23 protein-coding genes are annotated in these 22,677 nt (G+C 62.6%); 13 read left to right on the top strand and 10 right to left on the bottom strand.

Features of this window, described 5'->3' with window-relative positions; all coding sequences use genetic code 11:
- Positions 1–128: 128 nt before the first annotated feature.
- Positions 129–1,262 carry a bifunctional riboflavin kinase/FAD synthetase gene (locus RA167_RS09675; protein ID WP_139336994.1) on the bottom strand — a complete coding sequence of 378 codons (1,134 nt, stop codon included), beginning with the start codon at positions 1,260–1,262 and terminating at the stop codon, positions 129–131.
- Between the two features lie 110 nt (positions 1,263–1,372).
- On the opposite strand from RA167_RS09675, the gene purN reads away from it, so the two are divergent.
- From purN to nadC, 6 genes are all read left to right on the top strand, one after another.
- Positions 1,373–2,014: a phosphoribosylglycinamide formyltransferase gene (gene purN, locus RA167_RS09670; protein ID WP_076785378.1), complete on the top strand. Its 642-nt coding sequence runs from the start codon at positions 1,373–1,375 to the stop codon at positions 2,012–2,014.
- Positions 2,011–3,297: an RsmB/NOP family class I SAM-dependent RNA methyltransferase gene (locus tag RA167_RS09665; RefSeq protein WP_076785377.1), complete on the top strand. Its 1,287-nt coding sequence runs from the start codon at positions 2,011–2,013 to the stop codon at positions 3,295–3,297. The genes purN and RA167_RS09665 overlap by 4 nt, the downstream gene beginning before the upstream one ends.
- A gap of 1 nt (position 3,298) precedes the next feature.
- Positions 3,299–4,654 (top strand): mechanosensitive ion channel family protein, encoded by a 1,356-nt coding sequence (locus RA167_RS09660; protein ID WP_076785376.1) that lies wholly within the window; start codon positions 3,299–3,301, stop codon positions 4,652–4,654.
- A gap of 213 nt (positions 4,655–4,867) precedes the next feature.
- Positions 4,868–6,064: a DesA family fatty acid desaturase gene (locus RA167_RS09655; protein WP_076785375.1), complete on the top strand. Its 1,197-nt coding sequence runs from the start codon at positions 4,868–4,870 to the stop codon at positions 6,062–6,064.
- Positions 6,065–6,236: 172 nt separating this feature from the next.
- Positions 6,237–7,376, top strand: a complete 1,140-nt coding sequence (gene nadA / locus RA167_RS09650) for a quinolinate synthase NadA (protein WP_076785374.1) — start codon at positions 6,237–6,239, stop codon at positions 7,374–7,376.
- On the top strand, positions 7,376–8,299 hold the full coding sequence (nadC, locus tag RA167_RS09645; protein WP_175972458.1) for a carboxylating nicotinate-nucleotide diphosphorylase: 924 nt from the start codon (positions 7,376–7,378) through the stop codon (positions 8,297–8,299). The genes nadA and nadC overlap by 1 nt, the downstream gene beginning before the upstream one ends.
- Positions 8,300–8,338: 39 nt before the next feature.
- Here nadC and nadB read toward each other — a convergent pair whose 3' ends face one another.
- The 4 genes from nadB to radC form a co-directional block, all read right to left on the bottom strand.
- Positions 8,339–9,937 carry an L-aspartate oxidase gene (nadB, locus tag RA167_RS09640; RefSeq protein ID WP_076785373.1) on the bottom strand — a complete coding sequence of 533 codons (1,599 nt, stop codon included), beginning with the start codon at positions 9,935–9,937 and terminating at the stop codon, positions 8,339–8,341.
- A 196-nt stretch (positions 9,938–10,133) separates the two neighbouring features.
- A complete protein-coding gene (gene rpmG / locus RA167_RS09635) occupies positions 10,134–10,301 on the bottom strand; it encodes a 50S ribosomal protein L33 (protein WP_013434320.1) in 168 nt (55 codons plus the stop codon).
- A gap of 11 nt (positions 10,302–10,312) precedes the next feature.
- Positions 10,313–10,546, bottom strand: a complete 234-nt coding sequence (gene rpmB, locus RA167_RS09630) for a 50S ribosomal protein L28 (RefSeq protein WP_041753083.1) — start codon at positions 10,544–10,546, stop codon at positions 10,313–10,315.
- A gap of 132 nt (positions 10,547–10,678) precedes the next feature.
- Positions 10,679–11,398, bottom strand: a complete 720-nt coding sequence (radC, locus tag RA167_RS09625) for a RadC family protein (RefSeq protein WP_076785372.1) — start codon at positions 11,396–11,398, stop codon at positions 10,679–10,681.
- 91 nt (positions 11,399–11,489) lie between these two features.
- Between radC and RA167_RS09620 the strand changes: the two genes are divergently transcribed.
- Positions 11,490–11,945, top strand: a complete 456-nt coding sequence (locus tag RA167_RS09620; protein ID WP_076785371.1) for an FKBP-type peptidyl-prolyl cis-trans isomerase — start codon at positions 11,490–11,492, stop codon at positions 11,943–11,945.
- Positions 11,946–11,953: 8 nt separating this feature from the next.
- On the top strand, positions 11,954–12,907 hold the full coding sequence (ispH, locus tag RA167_RS09615) for a 4-hydroxy-3-methylbut-2-enyl diphosphate reductase (protein WP_076785370.1): 954 nt from the start codon (positions 11,954–11,956) through the stop codon (positions 12,905–12,907).
- Here ispH and RA167_RS09610 read toward each other — a convergent pair.
- Positions 12,896–13,180 (bottom strand): hypothetical protein, encoded by a 285-nt coding sequence (locus RA167_RS09610; RefSeq protein ID WP_076785369.1) that lies wholly within the window; start codon positions 13,178–13,180, stop codon positions 12,896–12,898. The two genes, ispH and RA167_RS09610, sit on opposite strands and share 12 nt — an antisense overlap.
- A gap of 801 nt (positions 13,181–13,981) precedes the next feature.
- On the opposite strand from RA167_RS09610, the gene RA167_RS09605 reads away from it, so the two are divergent.
- From RA167_RS09605 to RA167_RS09590, 4 genes are read left to right on the top strand one after another with little or no spacing between them, the layout of a single operon-like run.
- The gene (locus RA167_RS09605) at positions 13,982–14,932 is read left to right on the top strand and encodes a branched-chain amino acid ABC transporter permease (protein WP_076787375.1); all 951 of its coding nucleotides are present in this window, start codon (positions 13,982–13,984) and stop codon (positions 14,930–14,932) included.
- A gap of 22 nt (positions 14,933–14,954) precedes the next feature.
- Entirely contained in the window at positions 14,955–16,124 is a 1,170-nt protein-coding gene (locus RA167_RS09600) for an ABC transporter permease subunit (protein ID WP_076785368.1), read from the top strand.
- A 28-nt stretch (positions 16,125–16,152) separates the two neighbouring features.
- Positions 16,153–16,929 carry an ABC transporter ATP-binding protein gene (locus tag RA167_RS09595; protein WP_076785367.1) on the top strand — a complete coding sequence of 259 codons (777 nt, stop codon included), beginning with the start codon at positions 16,153–16,155 and terminating at the stop codon, positions 16,927–16,929.
- A 25-nt stretch (positions 16,930–16,954) separates the two neighbouring features.
- Positions 16,955–17,671: an ABC transporter ATP-binding protein gene (locus RA167_RS09590; protein WP_076787373.1), complete on the top strand. Its 717-nt coding sequence runs from the start codon at positions 16,955–16,957 to the stop codon at positions 17,669–17,671.
- Positions 17,672–17,755: 84 nt separating this feature from the next.
- Here the strand turns inward: RA167_RS09590 and RA167_RS09585 are convergent, their stop codons facing one another.
- Positions 17,756–18,943, bottom strand: coding sequence for an acetylornithine transaminase (locus RA167_RS09585; RefSeq protein WP_076785366.1), 1,188 nt, complete (start codon positions 18,941–18,943; stop codon positions 17,756–17,758).
- A 303-nt stretch (positions 18,944–19,246) separates the two neighbouring features.
- On the bottom strand, positions 19,247–20,278 hold the full coding sequence (locus RA167_RS09580; protein WP_076785365.1) for a CDP-6-deoxy-delta-3,4-glucoseen reductase: 1,032 nt from the start codon (positions 20,276–20,278) through the stop codon (positions 19,247–19,249).
- Between the two features lie 177 nt (positions 20,279–20,455).
- Here RA167_RS09580 and RA167_RS09575 point away from each other — a divergent pair, with 177 nt between their 5' ends.
- On the top strand, positions 20,456–21,553 hold the full coding sequence (locus RA167_RS09575) for an NAD-dependent epimerase/dehydratase family protein (RefSeq protein ID WP_076787371.1): 1,098 nt from the start codon (positions 20,456–20,458) through the stop codon (positions 21,551–21,553).
- Positions 21,554–21,560: 7 nt separating this feature from the next.
- Here RA167_RS09575 and RA167_RS09570 read toward each other — a convergent pair whose 3' ends face one another.
- Both RA167_RS09570 and RA167_RS09565 read right to left on the bottom strand, forming a co-directional pair.
- A complete protein-coding gene (locus tag RA167_RS09570; RefSeq protein ID WP_076787369.1) occupies positions 21,561–21,752 on the bottom strand; it encodes a hypothetical protein in 192 nt (63 codons plus the stop codon).
- Between the two features lie 163 nt (positions 21,753–21,915).
- Positions 21,916–22,617, bottom strand: a complete 702-nt coding sequence (locus RA167_RS09565) for a 16S rRNA pseudouridine(516) synthase (protein WP_076785364.1) — start codon at positions 22,615–22,617, stop codon at positions 21,916–21,918.
- Between the last annotated feature and the right edge of the window lie 60 nt (positions 22,618–22,677).

Below are 22,677 nucleotides of genomic sequence, written 5' to 3'. Positions count from 1 at the left end.
TTCGGCGGCCGCTGACTGCGCATGCAGGCCGCATCGGCGAAGCACGGCATGTCGCGCGGGCGTGGGGCACATGTCGTCAGCCCCAACACGCGTCACTGCGCACCTTGCCGGTACGCAGCGACCCAGCGCTATCTAATTCGGTCGGTGGCGGACGTCGCAAAATCGCCGCCCGGGCTGGGGCCGCCTCGTTGCTCGGGCTGCTTGGCGGGATGGGTCGGCACCGCCGCCCAGTCGGGGTGGACCGACGCTGACGTCCGGTCGGGGTCGGCTGGTGCCCGGTCGCCTTGCGCGGCGAAGTATTCACGGGCGGCGGCAACATCGCACGCGATCGCTCGGCCGAGCGCCTCCAGGTCCACAAACTTCTGTTCGTCGCGCAATTTCTCAAGAAATTCGACCCGCACCAGCTTGCTGTACGCGTCGCCATGCCAGTCCAGCAGATGCACTTCCAATAGGACGCGGCCGGAATCGTCCACGGTCGGGCGCCAGCCCAGGCTGGCTACGCCAGGTAACGGGCCCGCCTCAATGCCGTGCACCTGCACAATAAAGATGCCGGCCAGCGCGGGGCGCTTGTGCGAGATCGGCAGATTCAGCGTCGGAAAGCCCAGGTCGCGTCCCAGTTTCATGCCATGCACGACGTGGCCGCTGATGACAATCGCCCGGCCGAGCGCGGTGCGAGCCGCCGCGAGGTCGCCCGCAACGAGCGAGGCGCGCACGGCCGAGCTGGAGATGCGCGCGCCGGATGGGTCCGCCACAGTGGGCATCTGCTCGACCTCGAAGCCATACTGTGCGCCGGCTGCCTTCAGCGACAGAAAGTCACCGGCGCGCTTTGCCCCGTACCGGAAGTCGTCGCCGATCATCACCCAGCGCGCGTGCAATCCGTTGACGAGGATGTGCTCGACGAACGCGGCCGGCGACTGGCTGGCGAACGTATGATTGAAATGCTCGACCACGACCCGGTCCACGCCGTTGCGCTGCAATGCCTCGAGCTTATCGCGCAGCATCGCGATGCGCGGCGGTGCGCCGGCCGGGTCGAAGAACTCGCGGGGGTGCGGTTCGAACGTCATCACGCAGACCGGCAGCGCGCGCGCGTTGGCGGCGGCGCGAACCCGCGCCAGCAACGCCTGGTGGCCGCGATGCACGCCGTCGAAGTTGCCGATCGTCAACGCGCAGGGCGCGCGGCTCTCGGCATTTGGAAGACCCCTGAAGACTCTCACGATGATTGGCCGGTCGGGCTGCGGCGTTCGATCGCCGCGCCGACGCATTGCGCCGGCACGTTGCCGCAAAGCCCACGATTATAAACGCTCGCACCCGGTTTCGGCGGGAACCGGCGGATCGACGCAGGCAGCAAGGGCGCCGATGATAAAATCCATGGATGAAAAAACTCGTCATCCTGATTTCCGGACGCGGCTCCAACATGGAGGCGATCGTACGCGCGTGCGCCGCGCAACGCTGGCCGGCGCGCGTTGCCGCAGTGGTGTCCAATCGCCCCGACGCCGCAGGCTTGGCGTTCGCGGCTGCGCACGGCATCGCCACGGCGGTCGTCGACCACACACAGTTCGACGGGCGCGATGCATTCGATGCGGCGCTGGCGCAGGTGCTGGACGCGCATGAGCCGGACCTCGTCGTGCTGGCCGGCTTCATGCGCGTGCTAACGCCGGCGTTTGTCGAGCGCTATGCGGCTCGCATGATGAATGTGCATCCATCGTTGCTACCGAGCTTCACGGGTCTGTATACGCATCAGCGTGCATTGGACGCGGGCGTCGCGGTGCACGGTGCCACGGTCCATTTCGTGACCGCCGCACTGGACCATGGCCCGATCATTGCGCAGGGCGTGGTGCCGGTGCTCGCCGGCGATGATGCCGCTGCGCTTGCTGCACGGGTGCTGCGCTTGGAGCACGAGCTTTATCCGTGCGCGGTGCGCTGGTTTGTCGAGGACCGGCTGCGCGTGCGTGACGGCCGGGTGGAGTTGGCGGCTGCCGAGCCACGGCTGCTGTTTGGCGGGGACGCGGTATGAAGCTACATGGATTTTTGATCGGCCAGACCGAGACGTTGCTCGCCGACGTACTGAAGTTTACCGGTCCGGCCGACGCGGCCACGAGCCGATTCTTTCGGGCGCATCCGAAGCTTGGCCACGCCGAGCGTGGGGTGATTGCCGAGGCGGTATTTGCGGTGCTGCGCCGCAAGATGGAATATGGACATTTGGCCGAGAGCGGCAGCGGCACGCCGGCACGTCGGCTGGCGCTGCTTGGCTTGATGCAGACCGCTGGCCTGAACGCGTTGCGCCCGCATGTGTCGCAACAGGAGTTCGCGTGGCTCGACCATGTGTCGAAGATCGACCCGGCGAGCTTGCCGGCGCGCGTGCGCACGAACCTGCCGCCATGGATCGAGGCCGCGCTGGGCGTCCGTCTGGCCACCACCGATGCCGGGCCGGATGCGGTGGCGCAGGAGCTGGCGCGGCTCGCCGCGGCGCTGAACTATCCGGCGCCGCTGGATCTGCGCGCCAACCCGATCCGCGCCAATCGCGATACGGTGCTCGCCGCGCTGGCGGAGGCTGGCGTGCAGGCGGAGCCGACGCCGTATGCGCCGCTGGGTATCCGGGTGGCCGGCAAGCCTGCGATCCATACGTTGGCCGCTTTCCAGCAAGGATGGTTCGAGGTACAGGACGAGGGCAGCCAGCTGTTGTGCCAGCTGGTCGCGCCGCGCCGCGGCGAGATGGTTGTCGATTTTTGCGCCGGAGCGGGCGGCAAGACGCTCGCGTTGGGTGCGATGATGCGCTCATCCGGACGGCTGTACGCGTTCGATGTGTCCGACAAGCGGTTAGGCAAACTCAAGCCCAGGCTCGCGCGTAGCGGCTTGTCGAACGTGCACCCAGTCGTCATCGATAGCGAGCATGATGTGAAGATCAAGCGGTTGGCCGGCAAGATCGATCGCGTGCTGGTCGATGCGCCCTGTAGTGGCCTAGGTACGCTGCGCCGCAATCCGGATCTCAAGTGGCGTCAAACGCCGCAATCGGTCGCTGAGTTGACGGTGAAACAGGCATCGATCCTCGCCGCCGCCGCGCGACTGCTCAAGCCGGGCGGACGGCTCGTCTACGCGACGTGCAGCTTGCTGGGTGACGAGAACGAGGGCATTGTCGAGTCATTCATCGCGGCTCACCCGATGTTCAAACGCGTGCCGGCGAGCCGGGTGCTGGCCGATCAAAAGATCGCGCTCGATACCGGCGATGACCTGACGCTGTGGCCGCACCGGCACAGCACCGACGGCTTCTTTGCGGCAGTGATGCAACGGGTGGCGTGACATGCAGGATCGGATCCTGACCCACCGGTTCGGCGACTTGTTGCGCGACCTTGGCCAGCCGGCGATGCTCTGGCAAGTCATTGCGCTGATCGGCGCGCTAGCGCTGGCATGGGGGCTTGCCGGTTATGCCTGCAAGCGGCTGGATGCATATCGACGCGCCCGCAACGCGGCGGTGCGCTTCGGCGCGGATGGACTGAATAAGGCGTTGTTTCCGTTCCTCGGCTGGTTGATTGTGGGCGGCACGGGGCTTGTGCTGGGCCAGGCGATGAAAACGCCGCTATTGGAACTCGCGCGGGTACCGCTGTTCGGTATTGCGCTGATCTATGTGGCGTTGTACCTGATGCGCCGGGTGTTTTCCCGGGACGGGCACTTGCACGGGCTCGCGTACCTGGTTGAGAAAATCGTCACCGTGCTGGTATGGGCCGGCATGGCGCTGACCGTGATGGGCATTCAGGACGACGTGCTGCACTGGATGGCCAGCGTGCAATTTCGCGTGGCCACCGCGCACGTGAGCCTATTGTCGCTGTGCAACGGCCTGCTGTGGGTCATGATCGCATTGATCGGCGCGCTATGGGCGGGCCGCGCGCTGGACGAGCGGCTGCTGCGGGCCAACTCACTCGATGCGAACCTGCAGGTCGTGCTGTCGCGCATCGGTCGTGCGGCGTTGATCCTGGCCGCGGTGCTTGTGAGCCTGTCGATCGTTGGCATCGATATCACCGTGCTTGGCGTATTCGGCGGCGCACTCGGCGTCGGGCTGGGCTTCGGATTGCAGAAGATTGCCAGCAACTACGTGTCGGGGTTTATCATCCTGCTGGACCGCTCGCTGCGGCTCGGGGATACGATTTGCGTGGGTGGTCTGCAAGGCCGGGTCACGCAGATCCGCACCCGCTACACGGTGGTGCGCGGGCTGGATGGCGTCGAGACGCTGGTGCCGAACGAAAAGTTAATCACCGACATTGTGCAGAACCAGTCGTCGTTCCTCACGCGCGGCTGGACCAAGGTGTCGGTCCAAGTGGCGTATAGTACGGACGTGGACCTCGCGATGCGCGTGCTCGTCCAAGCTACGCAGGGCGTAGAACGCGTGTTACAGGATCCGGCGCCTCGCCCTTATTTTGCCGGATTCGGTGCCAACGGGATCGACCTGGAGCTAGGTTTCTGGATTGCCGACGCGGCGCTCGGTATCGCGTCGGTGCGCTCGGCCGTCAACTACAATATCTGGGCCGGGTTCAATGCGCACGGTATCCGCGTTCCACTCGCGCAGCGCCGCGAGGTGCGGATCCTCAATGCCGCGGCCATCGAACCGTTGTCCGCTGCTATTGAACCGATGCCGGTCGCCGCAGTCAAAAGAGAAAATTAGCTGCATTCCTCCCCCTTTTCCTATGCCATGCACTAGAGTATGTTGCGCGTCAGAGGCTGCGACTGTGTGCCGCGCAACAGGGAATCATTTTTGTGACAGGCAATTGCGGCTGATCGGGTAGAATCTTGACTCAGCCCTTTCGCGGCCGCCGCGGCAGGTCACGTCCGATACTTCAATCGGGCTTTTTTCCGATTTTGTTTTCCGGGTATTAATTTGCTGAATTTCGCGCTTGATTTCGTTGCCCATGGCCTGTTGAACTGGTCTTGGTGGCAAATCGTGCTGTACACGCTCGTGATGACGCACATCACGATCATTGGTGTCACCGTCTATCTGCATCGGCACCAGGCGCATCGCGCGCTGGACTTGCATCCGATCGCCAGTCATTTCTTCCGCTTCTGGCTATGGCTGACCACGGGCATGGTCACGGGTCAGTGGGCGGCGATCCATCGCAAGCATCATGCGAAATGCGAGACTGATGAGGATCCGCACAGTCCGCAGACGCGTGGGATATGGAAAGTGCTGCTCGAAGGCGCCGAACTGTACCGCGCCGAGGCGAAGAACGAGCAAACGCTGAAGAAGTACGGGCACGGCACGCCGGACGATTGGCTCGAGCGGCATGTCTACGCGAAGCATGCGGTGCTTGGCGTGACGATCATGGCGTTGATCGACCTGGCGCTGTTCGGCATCGTCGGCATTTCGGTGTGGGCTATCCAGATGGTGTGGATTCCGTTCTGGGCCGCTGGCGTGGTCAACGGCCTCGGTCATTTCTGGGGCTACCGTAATTTCAACTGTGCGGATGCAAGCACGAACCTGTTCCCATGGGGCATTTTGATTGGGGGCGAGGAGCTGCACAACAATCACCATACCTATGCGACGTCGGCAAAGCTGTCGAACAAGTGGTACGAGTTCGACATCGGCTGGATGTACATCCGACTCATGTCAGCATGCCGGCTCGCGAAGGTGAAAAAAATTGCGCCGACGCCGAAGCTGGCGGCGCGCAAGGCGGTGCCCGACCTGGACACATTGCACGCGGTGCTAGCCAATCGTTATGAGGTGATGGCGCGCTACGCGAAAACGGTCAAGCGGGCGTACCGGCAGGAGTTGGCGCACTTGAAGGAATTGGGCGCGCGTGAGAAGTACGCGCTGATCAAGGGCGCGCGCGAGTGGATCCACAAGGATGAGGCCGGTCTGGACGAGCCGCAAAAAAGGCAACTGATGCAGATCTTCGCCAGCAGCCAGCGCCTGCGCACGTATTACCAGTTGCGGGCGGAGTTGGCGCAGATATGGGAGCGCTCGAACGCGTCACGCGAGCAGTTGCTGTCGCACTTGCAGGACTGGTGCCATCGCGCGGAGCAAAGCGGCATCAAGGCATTGCAGGAGTTCGCACTGCGCCTGCGCCGCTACGCGTAAAGGCGGGCATCGGTAAATTCCGTTACACTTGGAGTCCGTCTTGCCGCAAAAACCCCGCATAGGCGGGGTTTTTTGTTTCGGCGCACGATGCGGCCACCAGCGTGCGTCAATTGGGATTCGCGGGTGGTGGCGCGGGCGGTCATACTGAGTACTGAGCAGCGGGAGGATGACAATGAACCAGCGTTCGATTAGGACGGTCGAGTTCGACAAGCCGGTGATGCCCGACGGAGCTTGCAGCGTCGGGCAAGCATGGGCGCGCGTGCCGCACAGCCTATCGGTGGCCGAGCGCGCCGAGTTACGTGTGCGTATCCGCGAGTTGCTGGCGCAGCAGCAGGCCGTGCTGGTCGCCCATTATTATGTCGACCCGGAGCTGCAGTCGCTCGCGGAGGAGACCGGAGGGTGTGTCGCCGATTCGCTGGAAATGGCCCGGTTCGGCCGCGATCACGACGCCCGTACACTGGTCGTGGCCGGTGTGCGTTTCATGGGCGAGACCGCGAAGATTCTGAGTCCCGAAAAGCGCGTGTTGATGCCGGACCTGGATGCGACGTGCTCGCTCGATCTGGGTTGTCCTGCCGACCAGTTTGCCGCGTTCTGCGACGCTCATCCCGACCGAACCGTCGTCGTGTACGCGAACACGAGCGCGGCGGTCAAGGCCCGTGCGCACTGGATGGTGACTTCATCAATTGGGCTGGATATCGTCGCCGCGCTGCATGCGCGCGGCGAGAAGATCTTATGGGCGCCGGACCGTCATCTGGGCAGCTACATCCAGCGCAAGACTGGCGCCGATATGCTGATGTGGCAAGGCTCGTGTCTCGTGCACGACGAATTCAAGGGGATCGAGCTCGACTTGTTGCGCGCCGAGCATCCGGACGCCAAGGTACTCGTGCATCCGGAGTCGCCAGAATCAGTCGTTGCGCAGGCCGACGTGGTCGGTTCGACCACGCAACTGATCGACGCGGCGAAGTCGCTTGACGCGACTCGCTTCATTGTAGCCACTGACCTGGGCATCCTGTACAAAATGCAGGCGGCGGCGCCGGGTAAGACGTTCATCGCCGCGCCGACCGCGGGCAACAGCGCAACGTGTAAAAGCTGTGCGCATTGTCCATGGATGGCGATGAACGGCCTGACCAATCTCGCCGCCGTGCTGCAGTCCGGTGCAAACGAGATATTTGTCGATCCGGTCATCGCTCAGCGTGCTCGGATGCCGATTGACCGCATGCTGGACTTCGCGGCGCAAAAAAAGCGCAATGTACGGGCGAGCGGCGACCTGGCGAGCGATGATGCGTTGTTTCGACATGTGGGGGCGGCGTGATGGGCGTTACCGGGACAAGCCGCGAGATCCGCACGGTGGCGGCGCCGCAGTGGGACGGCTATGAGCCAATCCGTCAGCACTATGGCGACGCGTTCACGGCCGCGCTGCGCCGAAACGTGCAAGACGCGCTGGCCGAGGATGTTGGCGCGTGCGACTGGACGGGCTTGCTCGTGCCCGCCAATGACGTGTTCGACGCCCGGATCATCGTGCGTGAGCCCGCCGTGCTATGCGGTGTACTTTGGTTTGTCGAAGTGATGCGCAGTGTCGATGCCCGCATCGAACTGTCATGGCATTATCGTGAAGGCGAATGGATGCACGCCGATACGCCAGTGTGCTCGTTGCGAGGCCCCGCGCGCGCGCTGCTGACGGCCGAGCGCAGTGGCTTGAATTTTCTGCAGTTGCTGTCCGGCGTCGCGACGGCCACGCGTCGATATGTCGAGGCGATAGCCGGCACCCGGGCGCGGATTCTCGATACGCGCAAGACGCTGCCTGGCCTGCGGCTGGCGCAAAAATATGCCGTTCGGGTCGGCGGCGGCGACAACCAGCGGCTGGCGCTGTATGACGGCATCCTCATTAAGGAAAATCATATTGCAGCCGCGGGCGGTGTCGCCGCCGCGTTGCAGGCCGCGCATGCGTTGCAGGCGAGTGTGCCGGTGCAGATCGAGGTTGAGACGCTCGAACAGCTGCAGGTGGCGCTGGCACATCGTGCTCAATCGGTGTTGCTGGACAACTTCACGCTGGACATGATGCGTGATGCGGTTGCACTGAACGATCATCGGGCTCTGCTTGAGGTCTCTGGGGGCGTCGGCTTGGACACGGTGCGCGATATCGCGGCGACCGGCGTGGATCGAATATCGATTGGCGCACTGACCAAGGATGTGCGCGCGAGCGACTATTCGATGCGAATCCTCGATCGCGCGTAGCACTCGACGCCGGACTGCGGCGGACGTAGCCGCGGGCGATCAGATTGAACGGTGGCGGAATCGCTTAGGGCTCAGCACCGTTGGCAGCGCTTTAGGCAACGCCTGCTCCCAGTCGCGGCTGAAATGCAAACCGCGGCTTTCGAGCCGGGAGCGGGCGCTGTCGACGATCAGCAATGCAACATCGACCAGGTTGCGCAACTCGAGCAGGTCACGGCTGATACGAAAATTCGCATAGTACTCGTGGATCTCATCGCGCAGCAGCGCCAGTCGGTGCTTCGCCCGTGCCAGCCGCTTGTCGGTTCGCACGATGCCGACATAGTTCCACATCAGCCGCCGCACCTCGTCCCAGTTGTGAGCCACGACGACCTCTTCGTCAGCATCGGACACGCGGCTCTCGTCCCACTGCGGCAATGTGAGAGGGTGCGCGGCATGAAACCCCACGTCTTCGATGGCTCGCGCCGCGGCCCTGCCGATCACCAGGCACTCCAGCAGCGAATTGCTTGCAAGCCGGTTGGCGCCATGCAAGCCCGTATAGGCGGTTTCGCCGACTGCGTAGAGTCCGGTGAGATCGGTTCGGCCGGCCAGGTCGGTCACGACGCCGCCGCACGTGTAGTGGGCAGCCGGCACGACGGGGATCGGGGCACGCGTGATATCGATGCCGAACTGCTGGCATCGGGCGAGGATTGTCGGAAAGTGCTCACGCAGGAATGCAGCCGGTTGGTGACTGATATCGAGATAGACGCAATCGATACCGCGCTTCTTGATTTCGAAGTCAATTGCACGGGCGACGATATCGCGTGGTGCCAATTCCGCGCGCTCATCATACTGCGGCATGAAGCGGGTGCCGTCCGGCAGCTTCAGCAATCCGCCTTCGCCGCGCACCGCCTCGGAAATGAGAAACGAGCCGGCATACGGATGGTACAGGCAGGTCGGATGGAATTGGATGAACTCCATGTTCGCCACCCGTGCACCAGCCCGCCAGGCCATCGCAATGCCGTCGCCGGTCGCGGTATCTGGGTTCGTCGTGTATAAATAGACTTTGCCGGCGCCGCCGGTGGCTAGCACGGTGTGCGGTGTCTCGATCGTCAGTGTCTTGCCGCTGTCAATGTCGAGCACGTACAGCCCGAAGCAATGCCGGCCCGGCAACCCGAGCCGGTCGGACGTGACCAGGTCGATCGCGCAGTGATGCTCAAGCAGGGTAATGTTCGGGCGTTGACGGGCTTGTTTGATGAGTGTCGACAGCACCGCATGGCCGGTGGCATCAGCCGCGTGAATGATGCGCCGATGGCTGTGTCCGCCTTCGCGCGTCAGGTGAAACCCCAATTCGGCGTTATCGTCCTGGGTGAACGGCACGCCTTCGCCGATCAACCATTCGATCGCCGCGCGTGCGTTCTCGACGATGAAGCGTGTCGCGGGTTCGTCGCATAGGCCTGCGCCGGCGACTAGCGTATCGCGGACATGGCTGTCGATGCTGTCTGCCGAGTCCAGCACGGCTGCGATGCCACCTTGCGCCCAGTCGCTAGCACCGTCGGACAGGGCTCGCTTTGCGATGACGGCGACCCGACAAGTGGGCGCCAGGTTCAGCGCCACACTTAGCCCGGCCAGTCCACTACCGACGATGACGACGTCGAAATTCATTGGGATAATCTCCTCATACCCTACGTGACGGGTCCGGACCCATACGCCGAAACGAAGGAGCATACCCCGATGCGACACGACGTGCAAAAAGCAAAAGACCCCGGAGTTCGGGGTCTTTTGCTCTTCGTCAGGCTTTACAGTCTCGAGAGACATTGAACTTCCGATCGGCGGACCAATCGGAGGCCCCATAGATCCATTATTTGATCTTCGTTTCCTTGTATTCGACGTGCTTGCGCGCGACTGGGTCGAACTTCATGATCGCCATCTTTTCGGGCATCGTGCGTTTGTTCTTCGTCGTGGTGTAGAAGTGACCGGTTCCGGCCGTCGATTCCAGCTTGATCTTGTCGCGAGCGCCTTTGGCCATGTCACAGCTCCTTAAGCTTCACCGCGCGCACGCAGGTCTGCGAGCACGGGATCGATGCCATTCTTGTCGATCAGGCGCAGGCCCGCGTTCGAAACGCGCAGTCGCACCCAGCGATTTTCGCTTTCCACCCAGAACCGGCGGCTTTGCAAGTTCGGGAGGAAGCGACGCTTGGTCTTGTTGTTCGCGTGGGAAACGTTATTGCCGACCATCGGCGCTTTCCCAGTAACTTGACATTTGCGTGCCATCAGAGCACTCCTAATACGCTTAAATTCGGGTGATACGAAAGGGGTGGTACGGGCAAACCGCAATCCTAGCAGAAAAAGACAAGAAAAATCAACCTGTTTGTGTCATCCGCACTGACTGCCGCGCGCGCCCGGCTATAGCAGTCCGTGGCGCGCGAGTGACAAAATGGTGTCCGATGTCACGATGAAATGATCGAGCAGCTTGACGTCCATTAAGCACAACGCATCCTTGAGCGTGCGTGTCATCGACAGGTCCGCCGCACTGGGCTGCGCCGCGCCGGATGGATGGTTATGCGCGATGATCAACGCGGCGGCGTTGGTCTGCAGCGCGCGTCTGACGACTTCGCGCGGATAGACCGCAGCATGCGACAACGAGCCGCGAGAGAGTTCTTCCGCATGGATCATACGCAGCCGGGTGTCGAGGAACAAGCAAACAAACACCTCATAGGGCCGGGTGCCAATCATCAGTCGCAGATAGTCTTCGACGATCTCGGGGCGATCCAGCGTCGCCTGCTCGCGCGATTGCTCGCCCAGTGCGCGTCGTGCGATCTCCGTGGCCGCCTGCAACCGCGCAATCTTTGCCGGTCCGACGCCGGTGACTTGAATCAGCTCGTCATGGGACGCGCTGAACAACCCGCGCAATGAGCCGAAGCGCGCTAGCAATTGCTGACCCAGTCCGACCGCATCGCGTCCGCGAATGCCGCTGCCCAGGTACAGCGCGACCAACTCCGCATCGGTCAGGGCACTCGCGCCGGCAACGAACAATCGCTCCCGTGGCCGCTCGTTTTCCGGCCATTGGCGGATCGGGATCGGCACATGTCGGCGCGCCGTCGAGTCGTCGGTTCCGGATTGCATTGATTAACCTCCATGTTGGTGTCGCTGCGGTGGCTTACAATGACAGCTTGCGTGGTCGCAGCCCGCGACGCGCGGTATTCAAAACTTGCGCATGAGCATCATTGATATTTCCGAGGTGAAGCCCGGTTCCCATGTCACGCTGCACTACCGGCTTTCGCTGGAGGGGGGCGCGGACATCGTCAACACGTTCGACGACAAGCCCGCGACGCTGTTGCTCGGCGCGGGACAGCTCGCGGGACCTCTGGAGGACATTCTGCTCGGCATGAAGGTCGGACACCACTCGACCATTCGGCTGACGCCGGAGCAGGCATTTGGCTTGCGTAATCCGCAACTGGTGCAGAAGGTCTCGCTAGCCACGCTGCGTGAAAATTCAATGATCGACGAGGATTTCTCCCCGGGTGATTTGGTCGAATTCAACGCGCCCAGCGGGGCGCGCTATGCCGGCGTGCTCAAGGAGGTCGGCGAGACATACGCGCTGTTTGACTTCAACCACCCGCTGGCCGGCCAGCATCTGACCTTTGAGGTCCAGATCATCGGCATCCTGTAGGAAGCGCCATGACCGCCACCACCGAATACCCGAGCGAAATATTACTGGCACAGCCGCGTGGGTTCTGCGCGGGAGTCGACCGGGCGATCGAGATCGTCGAGCGTGCGTTGACGCTGTTCGGTTCGCCGATCTATGTGCGTCACGAGATCGTGCATAACGCCTATGTCGTGGACGACCTGCGTCGCAAGGGCGCGGTATTCGTTGAATCGCTCGACGACGTCCCGCACGGTGCGACGCTGATATTCAGCGCGCACGGGGTGCCAAAGGCCGTGCGGGCCCGCGCGCTTGACAGAGGATTGCGGGTCTTTGACGCCACCTGTCCGCTGGTCACCAAGGTGCACATGGAGGTGGCCAAGCTGCGTGCTGAAGGTTGCGAGATCGTGATGGTTGGCCATCGCGGTCACCCGGAGGTTGAAGGTACGATGGGGCAGGCCAATGCAGGCATGCACTTAGTCGAGACCGCGGCGGATGTCGCTGCGCTAGAGGTCGCCGATCCCCACCGGCTTGCGTACGTGACGCAGACCACGCTGTCGATTGACGATGCAATGGAGGTGATCGGCGCGCTGAAGGCGCGCTTTCCCGCCATTCGCGAGCCGAAAAAGCAAGACATCTGCTACGCGACGCAGAACCGGCAGGATGCGGTGAAATTCATGGCGCCGCAGTGCGACGTCGTGATCGTCGTCGGCAGCCCGAACAGTTCCAACTCGAACCGCCTGCGCGAAGTGGCGGAAAAGCGGGGCGTGCCGGCCTACATGGTCGATGCGCCGGAGCAAATCGATCCTGCCTGGCTGGACGGCAAACAACGCGTCGGCGTGACGGCGGGCGCCTCGGCACCCGAGGCACTGGCGCAGGCAGTCGTTGAGCGGTTGCGTCAATTGGGTGCTTGCCAAGTCCGGACGCTGGATGGCGTCCAGGAAAATGTTTCCTTCCCGTTGCCCAAAGGGCTGGCGCTACAAGTCTGAGCCATCGCGGCGCCGTCTTGCGCCTGAGGCGGCGTCGACGCGCGCAAAGTTTTGCGTGCGGCCTCTTATGCAGTCAACGGGGCTTCGCCGCCGCATGGGTGCTGTGTTCACCATGAGATCGCGGGCGACGCCTAAAAATGCATCGTACTCCCGCGCTTCGCGTTGGCGCTGGACGAAATCGCGCATTAGATCGCGCACCACTTGGGACGCCGGGTGGTGCGTTGCTTTGGCCTCGGCCATGAAAGCGCCGCGCAGCTCGGGTTCCAGTTTCATCGTGAAACAGGGTTTTTTGACACGGCTTACCTCAATCCATGAATGGATACTGGCTAGGTATATGCGATGTCAGTATTAATGGCAGCCTTCGTCTTTCGCCGACGCGGCCGGCGCATGCACTTCGCCAAATCAGGCGTGGTTTTGAATATTGGCCACTGCAAAAACGGAGTTACAATGCGCGCGTTTCGTGACCTGTTCAGGGACGAAAGTCGTCTTGCTGTAAGGCGCGGAAGACCTCTTCATGGGGGACCGATTGGTTGGCACTGTATCCGGGACGCGCTTGCGGCGTACACCGATCGCACGCAGCAGGATGAAACGAAGACTGGCGGATTTGGCCGCAGCGTCATATTCGGAAAGTGGGGCCGCGATTCGCACGGGGCAGAAAATGAGTTGTCCATTGACGAAATTGGTCTGTCACTTAAACACTATCCAAGTGGCTCATCGAGCCATCGGCATCGAGCCCGCCCGTCGCGGGTTATGCGTGCGCAACGGTTTTTGGGCCGTTGACCACAGGCAGACCTCGGCGCCAGGTCGTGTGCGACTCACTGACTACAGCGAGGTAATGCGCCATATCGAACTTGTTGACAACGGCGTATAACGCTGTGGCACCGGGCTAATCCTCGGTGCCGTTTTCGTATCCGCCACGCCAATTGACGTATTTTCATGACGAATACGCCAATGTCGTCGGCGGCAGACCTTTACCGGTTCATTGGGGTACCAGGAGCACCGCGCGCTTCGCATCGTCACGCCGTCACCTACGGCCAGGTTGCGGTCCGTGGCGTACGGTCCAAGGAGCATTCGATGGATATTTTTATCCAACAGATCTTGAATGGTCTGGTGCTGGGCAGCGTCTACGCGATGATCGCGCTGGGCTATACGATGGTGTACGGGATTCTGGGCATCATCAACTTCGCGCATGGCGACGTATTGATGGTGGGCGCGATGGTCGCGCTTTCGGCGGTCAGCGTGCTGCAAGCGCACTTCCCCGGACTAGGCAACGTGCTCACGCTGGTCCTTGCACTGGTGATCGCCGCAGCCGTCTGTGCGTGCCTCGGTTTCACGATCGAAAAGGTGGCGTACCGGCCGCTGCGTCGTGCGCCGCGGCTGGCTCCCCTGATCACCGCCATCGGCGCTTCCATTCTGTTGCAGACGTTAGCGATGGTCATTTGGGGACGCAATCCGTTGTCGTTTCCGCAGTTAATTTCCACCGATCCGATCAATGTCATCAAGGCCACCGATACGTCGCCCGGCGCCGTGATCTCGCCCACAGAAGTGGTGATCATCGTCACGGCATTTGTCGTGATGGTCGCTCTGCTGCTGCTGGTGCACAAGACCAAGCTCGGGCGAGCAATGCGCGCGGTCGCGGAGAACCCGAATGTGGCCAGCTTGATGGGCGTGAACCTGAACTTCGTGATCTCGGCGACGTTCATGATTGGCTCGGCGCTGGCTGCCCTGGCTGGCGCGATGATCGCCTCCGAGTACGGCAACGTGCACTTCTACATGGGCTTCATCCCGGGCTTAAAGGCATTCACGGCAGCGGTGCTGGGGGGCATTGGTAATCTGGGCGGCGCCATGGTGGGGGGCGTGCTGCTGGGGCTGATTGAGCAACTGGGCGCTGGCTACATCGGTGATTTCACCGGCGGAGTGATCGGCAGTAACTACCAAGACGTGTTTGCGTTCGTGGTGCTGATCCTCGTGCTGGTCTTGCGTCCGTCCGGCTTGTTGGGCGAGCGCGTTGCCGATCGTGCCTGACACGTCTTGAGGAGCACTTAATATGAGTTCCATTCAACCTATCGAGCCGTCCCCGACACGGATTCTGGTCACGAAGACGGCTAAGAACCATGGGGTCATGCTGCTGGTGACAGCGCTGGTTGTCTGCGCGCCACTGCTCATTGGCGCCGCGGGCGGGCCTTATTGGGTGCGTGTGCTGGACTTCGCGATGCTGTACGTGATGCTGGCGTTGGGGCTGAACGTGGTGGTGGGATTCTGCGGACTGCTGGACTTAGGCTACATCGCATTCTATGCCGTGGGTGCCTATACGGCCGCACTGCTGTCCTCACCCCATCTCACCAGCCAATTCGACTGGATCGCGCATCTGGCGCCCGGCGGGCTGCACGTATCGATTCTGCTGATCGTGCCGGTGGCGATGGCCTTGGCCGCCGTGTGCGGCGTGTTGCTCGGCGCACCGACGTTGCGTCTGCGGGGCGACTACTTGGCGATCGTCACGCTGGGCTTTGGTGAAATCGTGCGGATCTTCATGAACAACATGGATCGCCCGGTAAACGTGACCAACGGTCCGAAGGGCATCACGGGGATCGATCCGGTGCAGATCGGCGGCTTCAATCTCGCGCAGACCCACGAACTGCTCGGCGTCGAATTCCCGTCGGTCTACCTGTATTACTACTTGTTCGTGCTCTGTTCGCTGTTTGTGATCTTTGTCTGCACGCGACTGCAGCACTCGCGTATCGGCCGCGCCTGGGCTGCGATCCGGGAAGACGAGATCGCCGCGAAGGCGATGGGCATTAACACACGCAACGTGAAGTTGCTGGCGTTCGCCATGGGCGCCTCATTCGGTGGGCTGTCCGGCGCGATGTTCGGTGCATTCCAGGGATTCGTGTCGCCGGAGTCGTTCACCTTCTGGGAATCGGTGGTGGTGCTCGCGTGCGTGGTGCTCGGCGGCATGGGGCATATTCCCGGCGTGATCCTCGGGGCGGTGCTGCTTGCGGTATTCCCGGAATTCCTGCGCTCGACAATGGGACCGTTGCAGAACGCAATCTTTGGTCATCAAATCCTTGACACGGAAGTGATCCGGCAGTTGCTGTACGGTCTGGCGATGGTGGTGATCATGCTGTATCGGCCGGAAGGATTGTGGCCGGCGGCTAAGCATGAGGACAAGCTCATCAAGACCGCGCGGCGCAACGGCAAAAAGGCCTTGCGTGCGTAACGCACCTGTAGACACGGAGTCAACAGCAATGAGTGAACAAACGCTTCGGCTATCCGTGAAGGGCGTCAACAAGCGCTTTGGCGGCCTACAGGCACTGTCCGATGTCGGGCTGGAGGTGCGCTCGGGCGAGATCTATGGGCTGATCGGCCCGAACGGAGCGGGCAAGACCACGTTTTTCAATGTGATTACCGGGTTGTACACGCCAGATTCGGGCGAGTTTGTGCTGGACGGCAGTCCGTACATGCCAACCGCGGTCTACCAGGTGGCCAAGGCCGGCATCGCGCGCACGTTCCAGAACATCCGGCTATTCGGCGGGATGACGGCGCTGGAGAACGTGATGGTCGGGCGTTACGTGCGTACGCGCCACGGCTTGATCGGCGCAATATTGCAAACGCCGGCCGAGCGGCAGGAAGAGCGCGAGATCAAGGAGCGCGCTCTGGAATTGTTGGACTATGTGGGCGTGCTGCAGTATGCCGACTACACGGCCCGCAATTTGTCATACGGTCACCAGCGGCGGCTGGAGATCGCACGGGCGCTGGCGACCGACCCGAAGCTGCTCGCCCTGGACGAGCCGGCCGCGGGGATGAACGCGACCGAGAAAGTCGAACTCACGGGACTGCTGGAGAAGATCCGCGACGATGGCAAGACCATCCTGTTGATCGAGCACGACGTGAAGCTGGTGATGCACTTGTGCAACCGCATGACAGTGCTGGATTACGGCAAGGTCATCGCGCATGGCCTGCCGCAGGACGTGCGCAAGGACTCGAAAGTGATCGAAGCCTATCTAGGTGCAGGAGTGCATTGAGATGGCGACGAGCGACGTGAACGCAATGAATGGGGCAATGCTGGAGATCAAGGGACTGCAGGTGGCCTATGGGGGTATCCAGGCGGTCAAGGGAGTGGACCTGAAGGTCGAGCAGGGTGAGCTGGTCGCGCTGATCGGTGCCAACGGCGCGGGCAAGACCACGACGATGAAGGCGATCACCGGGATTAAGGAATGGGCTGGTGGCGATATCCTCTACCGGGGGCAGTCGATCAAGGGCGTGCCCACGCACGAATTGCTCAAGCGGGGTTTGGCGATGGTGCCGGAGGGCCGAGGCATCTTCGCGCGTATGTCGATCCTGGAAAACATGCAGATGGGCGCGTATCTGCGTACCGACTCGGATGGTATCAAGGCCGATGTGGAGCGCATGTTCGGTTTCTTCCCGCGCCTGAAGGAGCGTGCCACGCAGTGGGCGGGCACACTTTCGGGTGGCGAGCAGCAGATGCTGGCGATGGCGCGTGCGCTGTTGTCGCGGCCCAAGCTGCTGTTGCTCGACGAGCCGTCGATGGGCCTGTCGCCGATCATGGTGGAGAAGATCTTTGAGGTGGTGCGGGCGATTTCCTCGGAGGGCATGACGGTGTTGCTGGTCGAGCAGAACGCCCGCCTTGCGCTGCAAGCAGCCAGCCGCGGCTACGTGATGGATTCCGGCGCGATCACGATGTCCGGCGACGCCAAACAGATGTTGGACGATCCGAAGGTGCGCGCCGCCTACCTTGGCGAGTGAGCCAGCCGCGCGCTGGCCGGGCGTCCATGCCCGCACGGCGCTTCGGGCCGGTGCCGGCCCGCATGCCGGCGTCGCCCCTCGGACTCACAGCACCTGGTCCAGCACGTTGTCGAGCATCGTGAACATTTGGTCGATCTCGGCGCGCGTCACGTTCAATGCCGGCATGAAGCGCAGCAGGTTAGGGCGGGCGGCATTGAGCAGCAGTCCTTCCGGCGCCAGTTCGCGTGCTTTCTGGACGATTTGTGGCCCGACGTCCCGGCCGAGCAGCAACGCGCGCAGCATGCCTTCGCCGCGCTCGCCGGCCAGCCCGCGCGCGTCAGACAGCGCAAGCAACCGATCGCTCAGGTAGCGGGCGTTCTCGCGCACGCGCTCGAGAAAGCCCGGCGCGACCAGCTGCGATATCACCGCTTCGCCGACCGCGGTCATCAACGGGTTGCCGTTATAGGTGCCGCCCTGGTCGCCGGCTTCGAAGCACGCAATCTCATCTCGGGCGAGCAACGCGGCCAGCGGCACGCCGCCGCCGATACCCTTACCCAGCGTCATGATGTCCGGCTCAATGCCGCCGAGCTGATAAGCGAACAGCGTGCCAGCGCGGCCGCAGCCGCTTTGCACCTCGTCGACGATCAGCAGCACGCCGCGTTCGCGCGTGAGGGCCCGCAATTGCTGCATGAACTCGCGCGACGCGGGAACCACGCCGGCTTCGCCCTGTATTGGCTCGAGCATCACCGCAACAGTCTTGTCGGTGATCAGCTTCTCGACAGAGCCGATATCGTTGAACTCGGCCTTCGGAAAGCCGGGTACCTGCGGCGCGTACAGCGTGTCCCAGCCGGGCTTGCCGCTTGCCGACATCGTTGCCAGCGTGCGGCCGTGAAAGCCATGGTTGAACGTGATGATCTCGTATGCGCCGCCCTTGAACTTGCGGCCCCATTTGCGTGCGAGCTTGATCGCCCCTTCATTGGCTTCGGCGCCGCTGTTGGCGAAGAACACTTTGTCGAAGCAACTGTTGTCGGTCAGCAGCTTCGCCAGCCGCGCCATCGGCTCGTTGTAGAACGCTGGGCTCGGGTTGATCAACCGTCGCGCCTGCCGGTTCAGCGCGTCGATCATCGCGTCGTTGCAGTGCCCGAGCGCATTGACCGCCCAGCCCTGGATGAAGTCCAAATAGCGCTTGCCGTTGTTGTCGTGTAGCCACGATCCGTTGCCGTGCGTGAAAACGATGTCGGGACGATCGGTGATGTACATCAGCGACTGAATTGGATAATCCTGAAAATTCATGGCAAGTCTCTCCGCTCAACGGGAATGCGATCGCACGCAACGATCAACGGGGCAAAGGATCCGGAAAAAAACAAAAGCCACGGAAGTCCGTGGCTTGGTAATCCGGTGCGCGGCAATTCAGCGCGACAGTCCGGGACGAGCCAGCGGCTTCCCTATGGAAACAGCGAGCAGCGACGTCGGAGATGGGCTTGAGCGCGAATCATCCGCGAAGAATACGCGACGCAGGCGCCGGTTGTAAACCGGAAATTGCGTCGCGCTTGCTCAGCATGCGGCTCGGCGCGAGTGCGCCGCCATGCTATCCGGTCAGACCGCGTTCGCCAGATCCGCTGCGCTGGTGAACGAGTCCGCATAGAACTCATCGGCTGGCAAGCCGTGATGCGCGGTGAAATCGCGCTGCGCGGCCTCGACCATCACTGGGGCGCCGCAAGCATATACCTGATACCCGGACAAGTCTGGCAGATCCTCGACGACGGCACGATGAACGAAACCCGTGCGGCCCTGCCAGCCGTCGGCCGGATCGGGTTCGGAGAGCACCGGCACGAACTTGAAGCCGGGCACTTCGCGCGCCCATTGCTCGGCCAGGCTTGCCAGGTACAGATCGTTGCGCCGGCGACCGCCCCAGTACAGCGTCATGGGCCGTGTGATGCCCTTGAAGACCGCATGCTCGATTATCGCCTTGATGGGCGCAAAGCCTGTTCCCGATGCGAGCAGCACGATCGGTTTGTCGGCGTCCTCGCGCAGGAAGAACGTGCCGAGCGGGCCCTCGAAGCGAAGGATATCGCGTTCCTTCATCGCACCGAACACGTGGTCGGTGAACACGCCGCCCGGCATGTGCCTGATATGCAGCTCGAGCGGGCCTTCATGGTGTGGTGCGCTCGCCATGGAATAGCTGCGGCGCGTGCCGTCCTTCAGGATGAACTCGATGTACTGGCCCGCCAGATATTGCAGCCGTTCATTGGCCGGCAGTTGCAGCTTAAGCACGATCACGTCGTGCGCCACGCGCTCCAGTGCATTGACGCGGCACGGCAGCTTCTTGACCTGCATGTCGCCCACGCCGGCGATCTCACGGATATCGATTTCTAGGTCCGATTGCGCGGTGGCGCAGCAAAATAGCGCCATGCCGCGGGTTTTTTCGTCGTTCGACAGCGCCGATGACGAATGCGAACGTTGCTCGATACTGCCGTTCACGAGTTGGCCCTTGCATGAGCCGCATGCGCCGTTCTTGCAGCCGTACGGCAAGCCGATGCCCTGACGCAGCGCCGCGGTTAGAACCGGTTCGTCGGCTTCGACTTGGAATTGCTTGCCGCTCTGTCGGATCGTTACGTTGAATGCCATAGTTCAATCGAGTAATAACAAAAACGTTGGATCGGCCGGCCCGCTACAATGCACCCAATGACCTTTTCCAGCCGATCTTTCCAATGGTGTGCCACGGCGCCGCATGCAGTGGCCACGGTTTCCACCGCCGCGTCGCCTGGGCGCAGCGGCGGTGGTGCGCCTGGGTGGCGGGCCGGGCTGCCGCGCCGCCGTGCTTTTGGCCGCCCCCGCATCCTGGTGGTCGGCTGCGGCGATGTCGGATTGCGCTGCGCGGCATGGCTGCGCGAACGCTTTCGCGTGTTCGCCCTGACGACTCAGCCGGCACGTTTCGCATCGCTGCGCTCGGCCGGGCTCGTGCCGCTGCTCGGCGATCTTGACGACCGGCGCTCGCTGGCGCGCGCCGCACGCGTGGCGCGAGAAATGCTGCATTTGGCGCCGCCGCAAACCCATGGCGCGACAGATCGCCGCACCGCTGCGCTCTTGGCTGCGTTGGGCGCGCAGCGGGATCTGCGGCACGCTGCCCGTGCACCGCGCGTCGCCATGGGTGCGCGCAGCATCGTCACGCGTCGCGCCGCTGGTAGCACGCACGCGATTGTCGGGCGCGTCATGACCGAGAGCGCCATTGTACCCGAGCGGCCACCGCGCGCCGTGCGGCACCGACATTGGCCGCCGGGCCCGCTGCGCCAGCCGCCGCCGGTACGCATTATCTATCTGAGCACCACAGGGGTCTACGGCGATTGCGATGGTGCGCTCATCGATGAGACGCGGCCCGTGCGGCCGGTCAACGCGCGCGCGGTGCGCCGTGTATCGGCCGAGCGCCAATTGCGTCGCGCTGGCTCACGAGGATCTGTCAGGGTGTCGGTTCTCAGGGTGCCCGGGATCTATGCCATCGAGCGGTTGCCCGTGGAGCGGCTGCGACGCGGTACGCCGGCTTTGTGCGATGTGGACGACGTTTATACCGGTCACGTCCATGCGGACGACCTCGCCGCTATCACGGTTCGGGCGTTGTTCCGCGGCCGTCCACAGCGCGTCGTTCATGCGGTCGACGCTACGCATTGGAAAATGGGCGAGTATTTCGACCGTATCGCTCACGCATGCGGATTGCGCCCGGTGCCGCGCATCACCCGGCAACAGGCCGAGGCCACGCTCGACGCGGCATTGTTATCGTTTATGCGCGAATCCCGCCGCCTGGCCAACCGACGTTTGCGCGATGAACTCTCGGTCAAGTTGCGCTACCCGAGTGTCGAAGACTTTTTGCGCGAGCATGCGCGCCAATTATCGAGTGTGCACCGTTGAGCGCTGTTCACAACGCGAGCATCGGCATGGCCTCGATGATCGCGAAACACAGCAGTGCGCCAAGGATCGCGCCGATCAAGTTGGGATGGTACTTACGCTTGAGATGAAGCGCGGTCAGCAGGGCCCCGATCAGTATTGCGCCGAGCAATGCGAACGCAATCATCATATAGGTGATCTCGAAGGTGTCGCCGGTGATCATGGTGCCGTCCTCCACAGCATACGCCCGATGGCGTCCTTATTTATCAGTATAGACACATGACTGCGGAAAGCATGTTGCAGTGCAGCAGCGGCACGCCCAAGCTGACGCGTACAGGAAGGTCCGCAGCTTGCCAGTGTGCCGAAGATCGGTTATGCCGTTCGCTTTATCCCGTCAACATGCCCAGTTCTTCGGTTTCGAGCCACTGCCACTGCCCCTGCGCGAGCGACGCGGGCAGGACGAACCCCCCGATGGCCTCGCGATGGAGTTGCTCGACACGGTTGCCCGCGGCGGCAATCATCCGCTTGACCTGGTGGTACTTTCCCTCGGTGAGCACCAATTCGATCGTGCGTTCATCGCGCCGCCGTGCCGAGCGCGCCTCGCTTACCGCCGGCTCGCCGTGCAGCTGCACTCCCTGACGCAGCGCATTAAGCTGAGCGTCCTGCACTGGATGGCGCGTGGTGGCGACGTACGTCTTCGGTATCTTGCGCTTGGGCGAGCCCAGCCGATGGATGAAGGCCCCATCGTCGGAGAGTAACAACAGGCCCGTCGTATCCGCATCGAGGCGGCCTACGCATTGCACGCCGCGCGTGATCAGCGCAGGGGGAAGTAGGCTATAAACGCTCGGATAGTGCTGCGGCGCGTGCGAGCACTCATACCCGGGGGGTTTGTGTAAGACCAGATAGGCCTTGTGCCGATACTCCCAGCGTACGCCGTCCACGTGGAACACCAGCCCCGCCGTCTCGAAGACGGCATTCGGATCATCGCAGCGTTGCTCGCCAATCGTGATTGCGCCTCGGATGACGAGCGCTCTGCACTCGCGCCGCGATCCGAAGCCTTGGGAAAAAAGAATGCTTTCGAGGTTCATGCGTCGGGATTCTAACAATGCCATCGTCCGCTGCGGTCGATGTAGACTGCGCCCGTTATC

Source organism: Mycetohabitans endofungorum (assembly GCF_037477895.1).
GTDB lineage: Bacteria > Pseudomonadota > Gammaproteobacteria > Burkholderiales > Burkholderiaceae > Mycetohabitans.
Note: the sequence above shows the minus strand (reverse complement) of the source record. Positions and strands in the feature narration are given on the sequence as shown.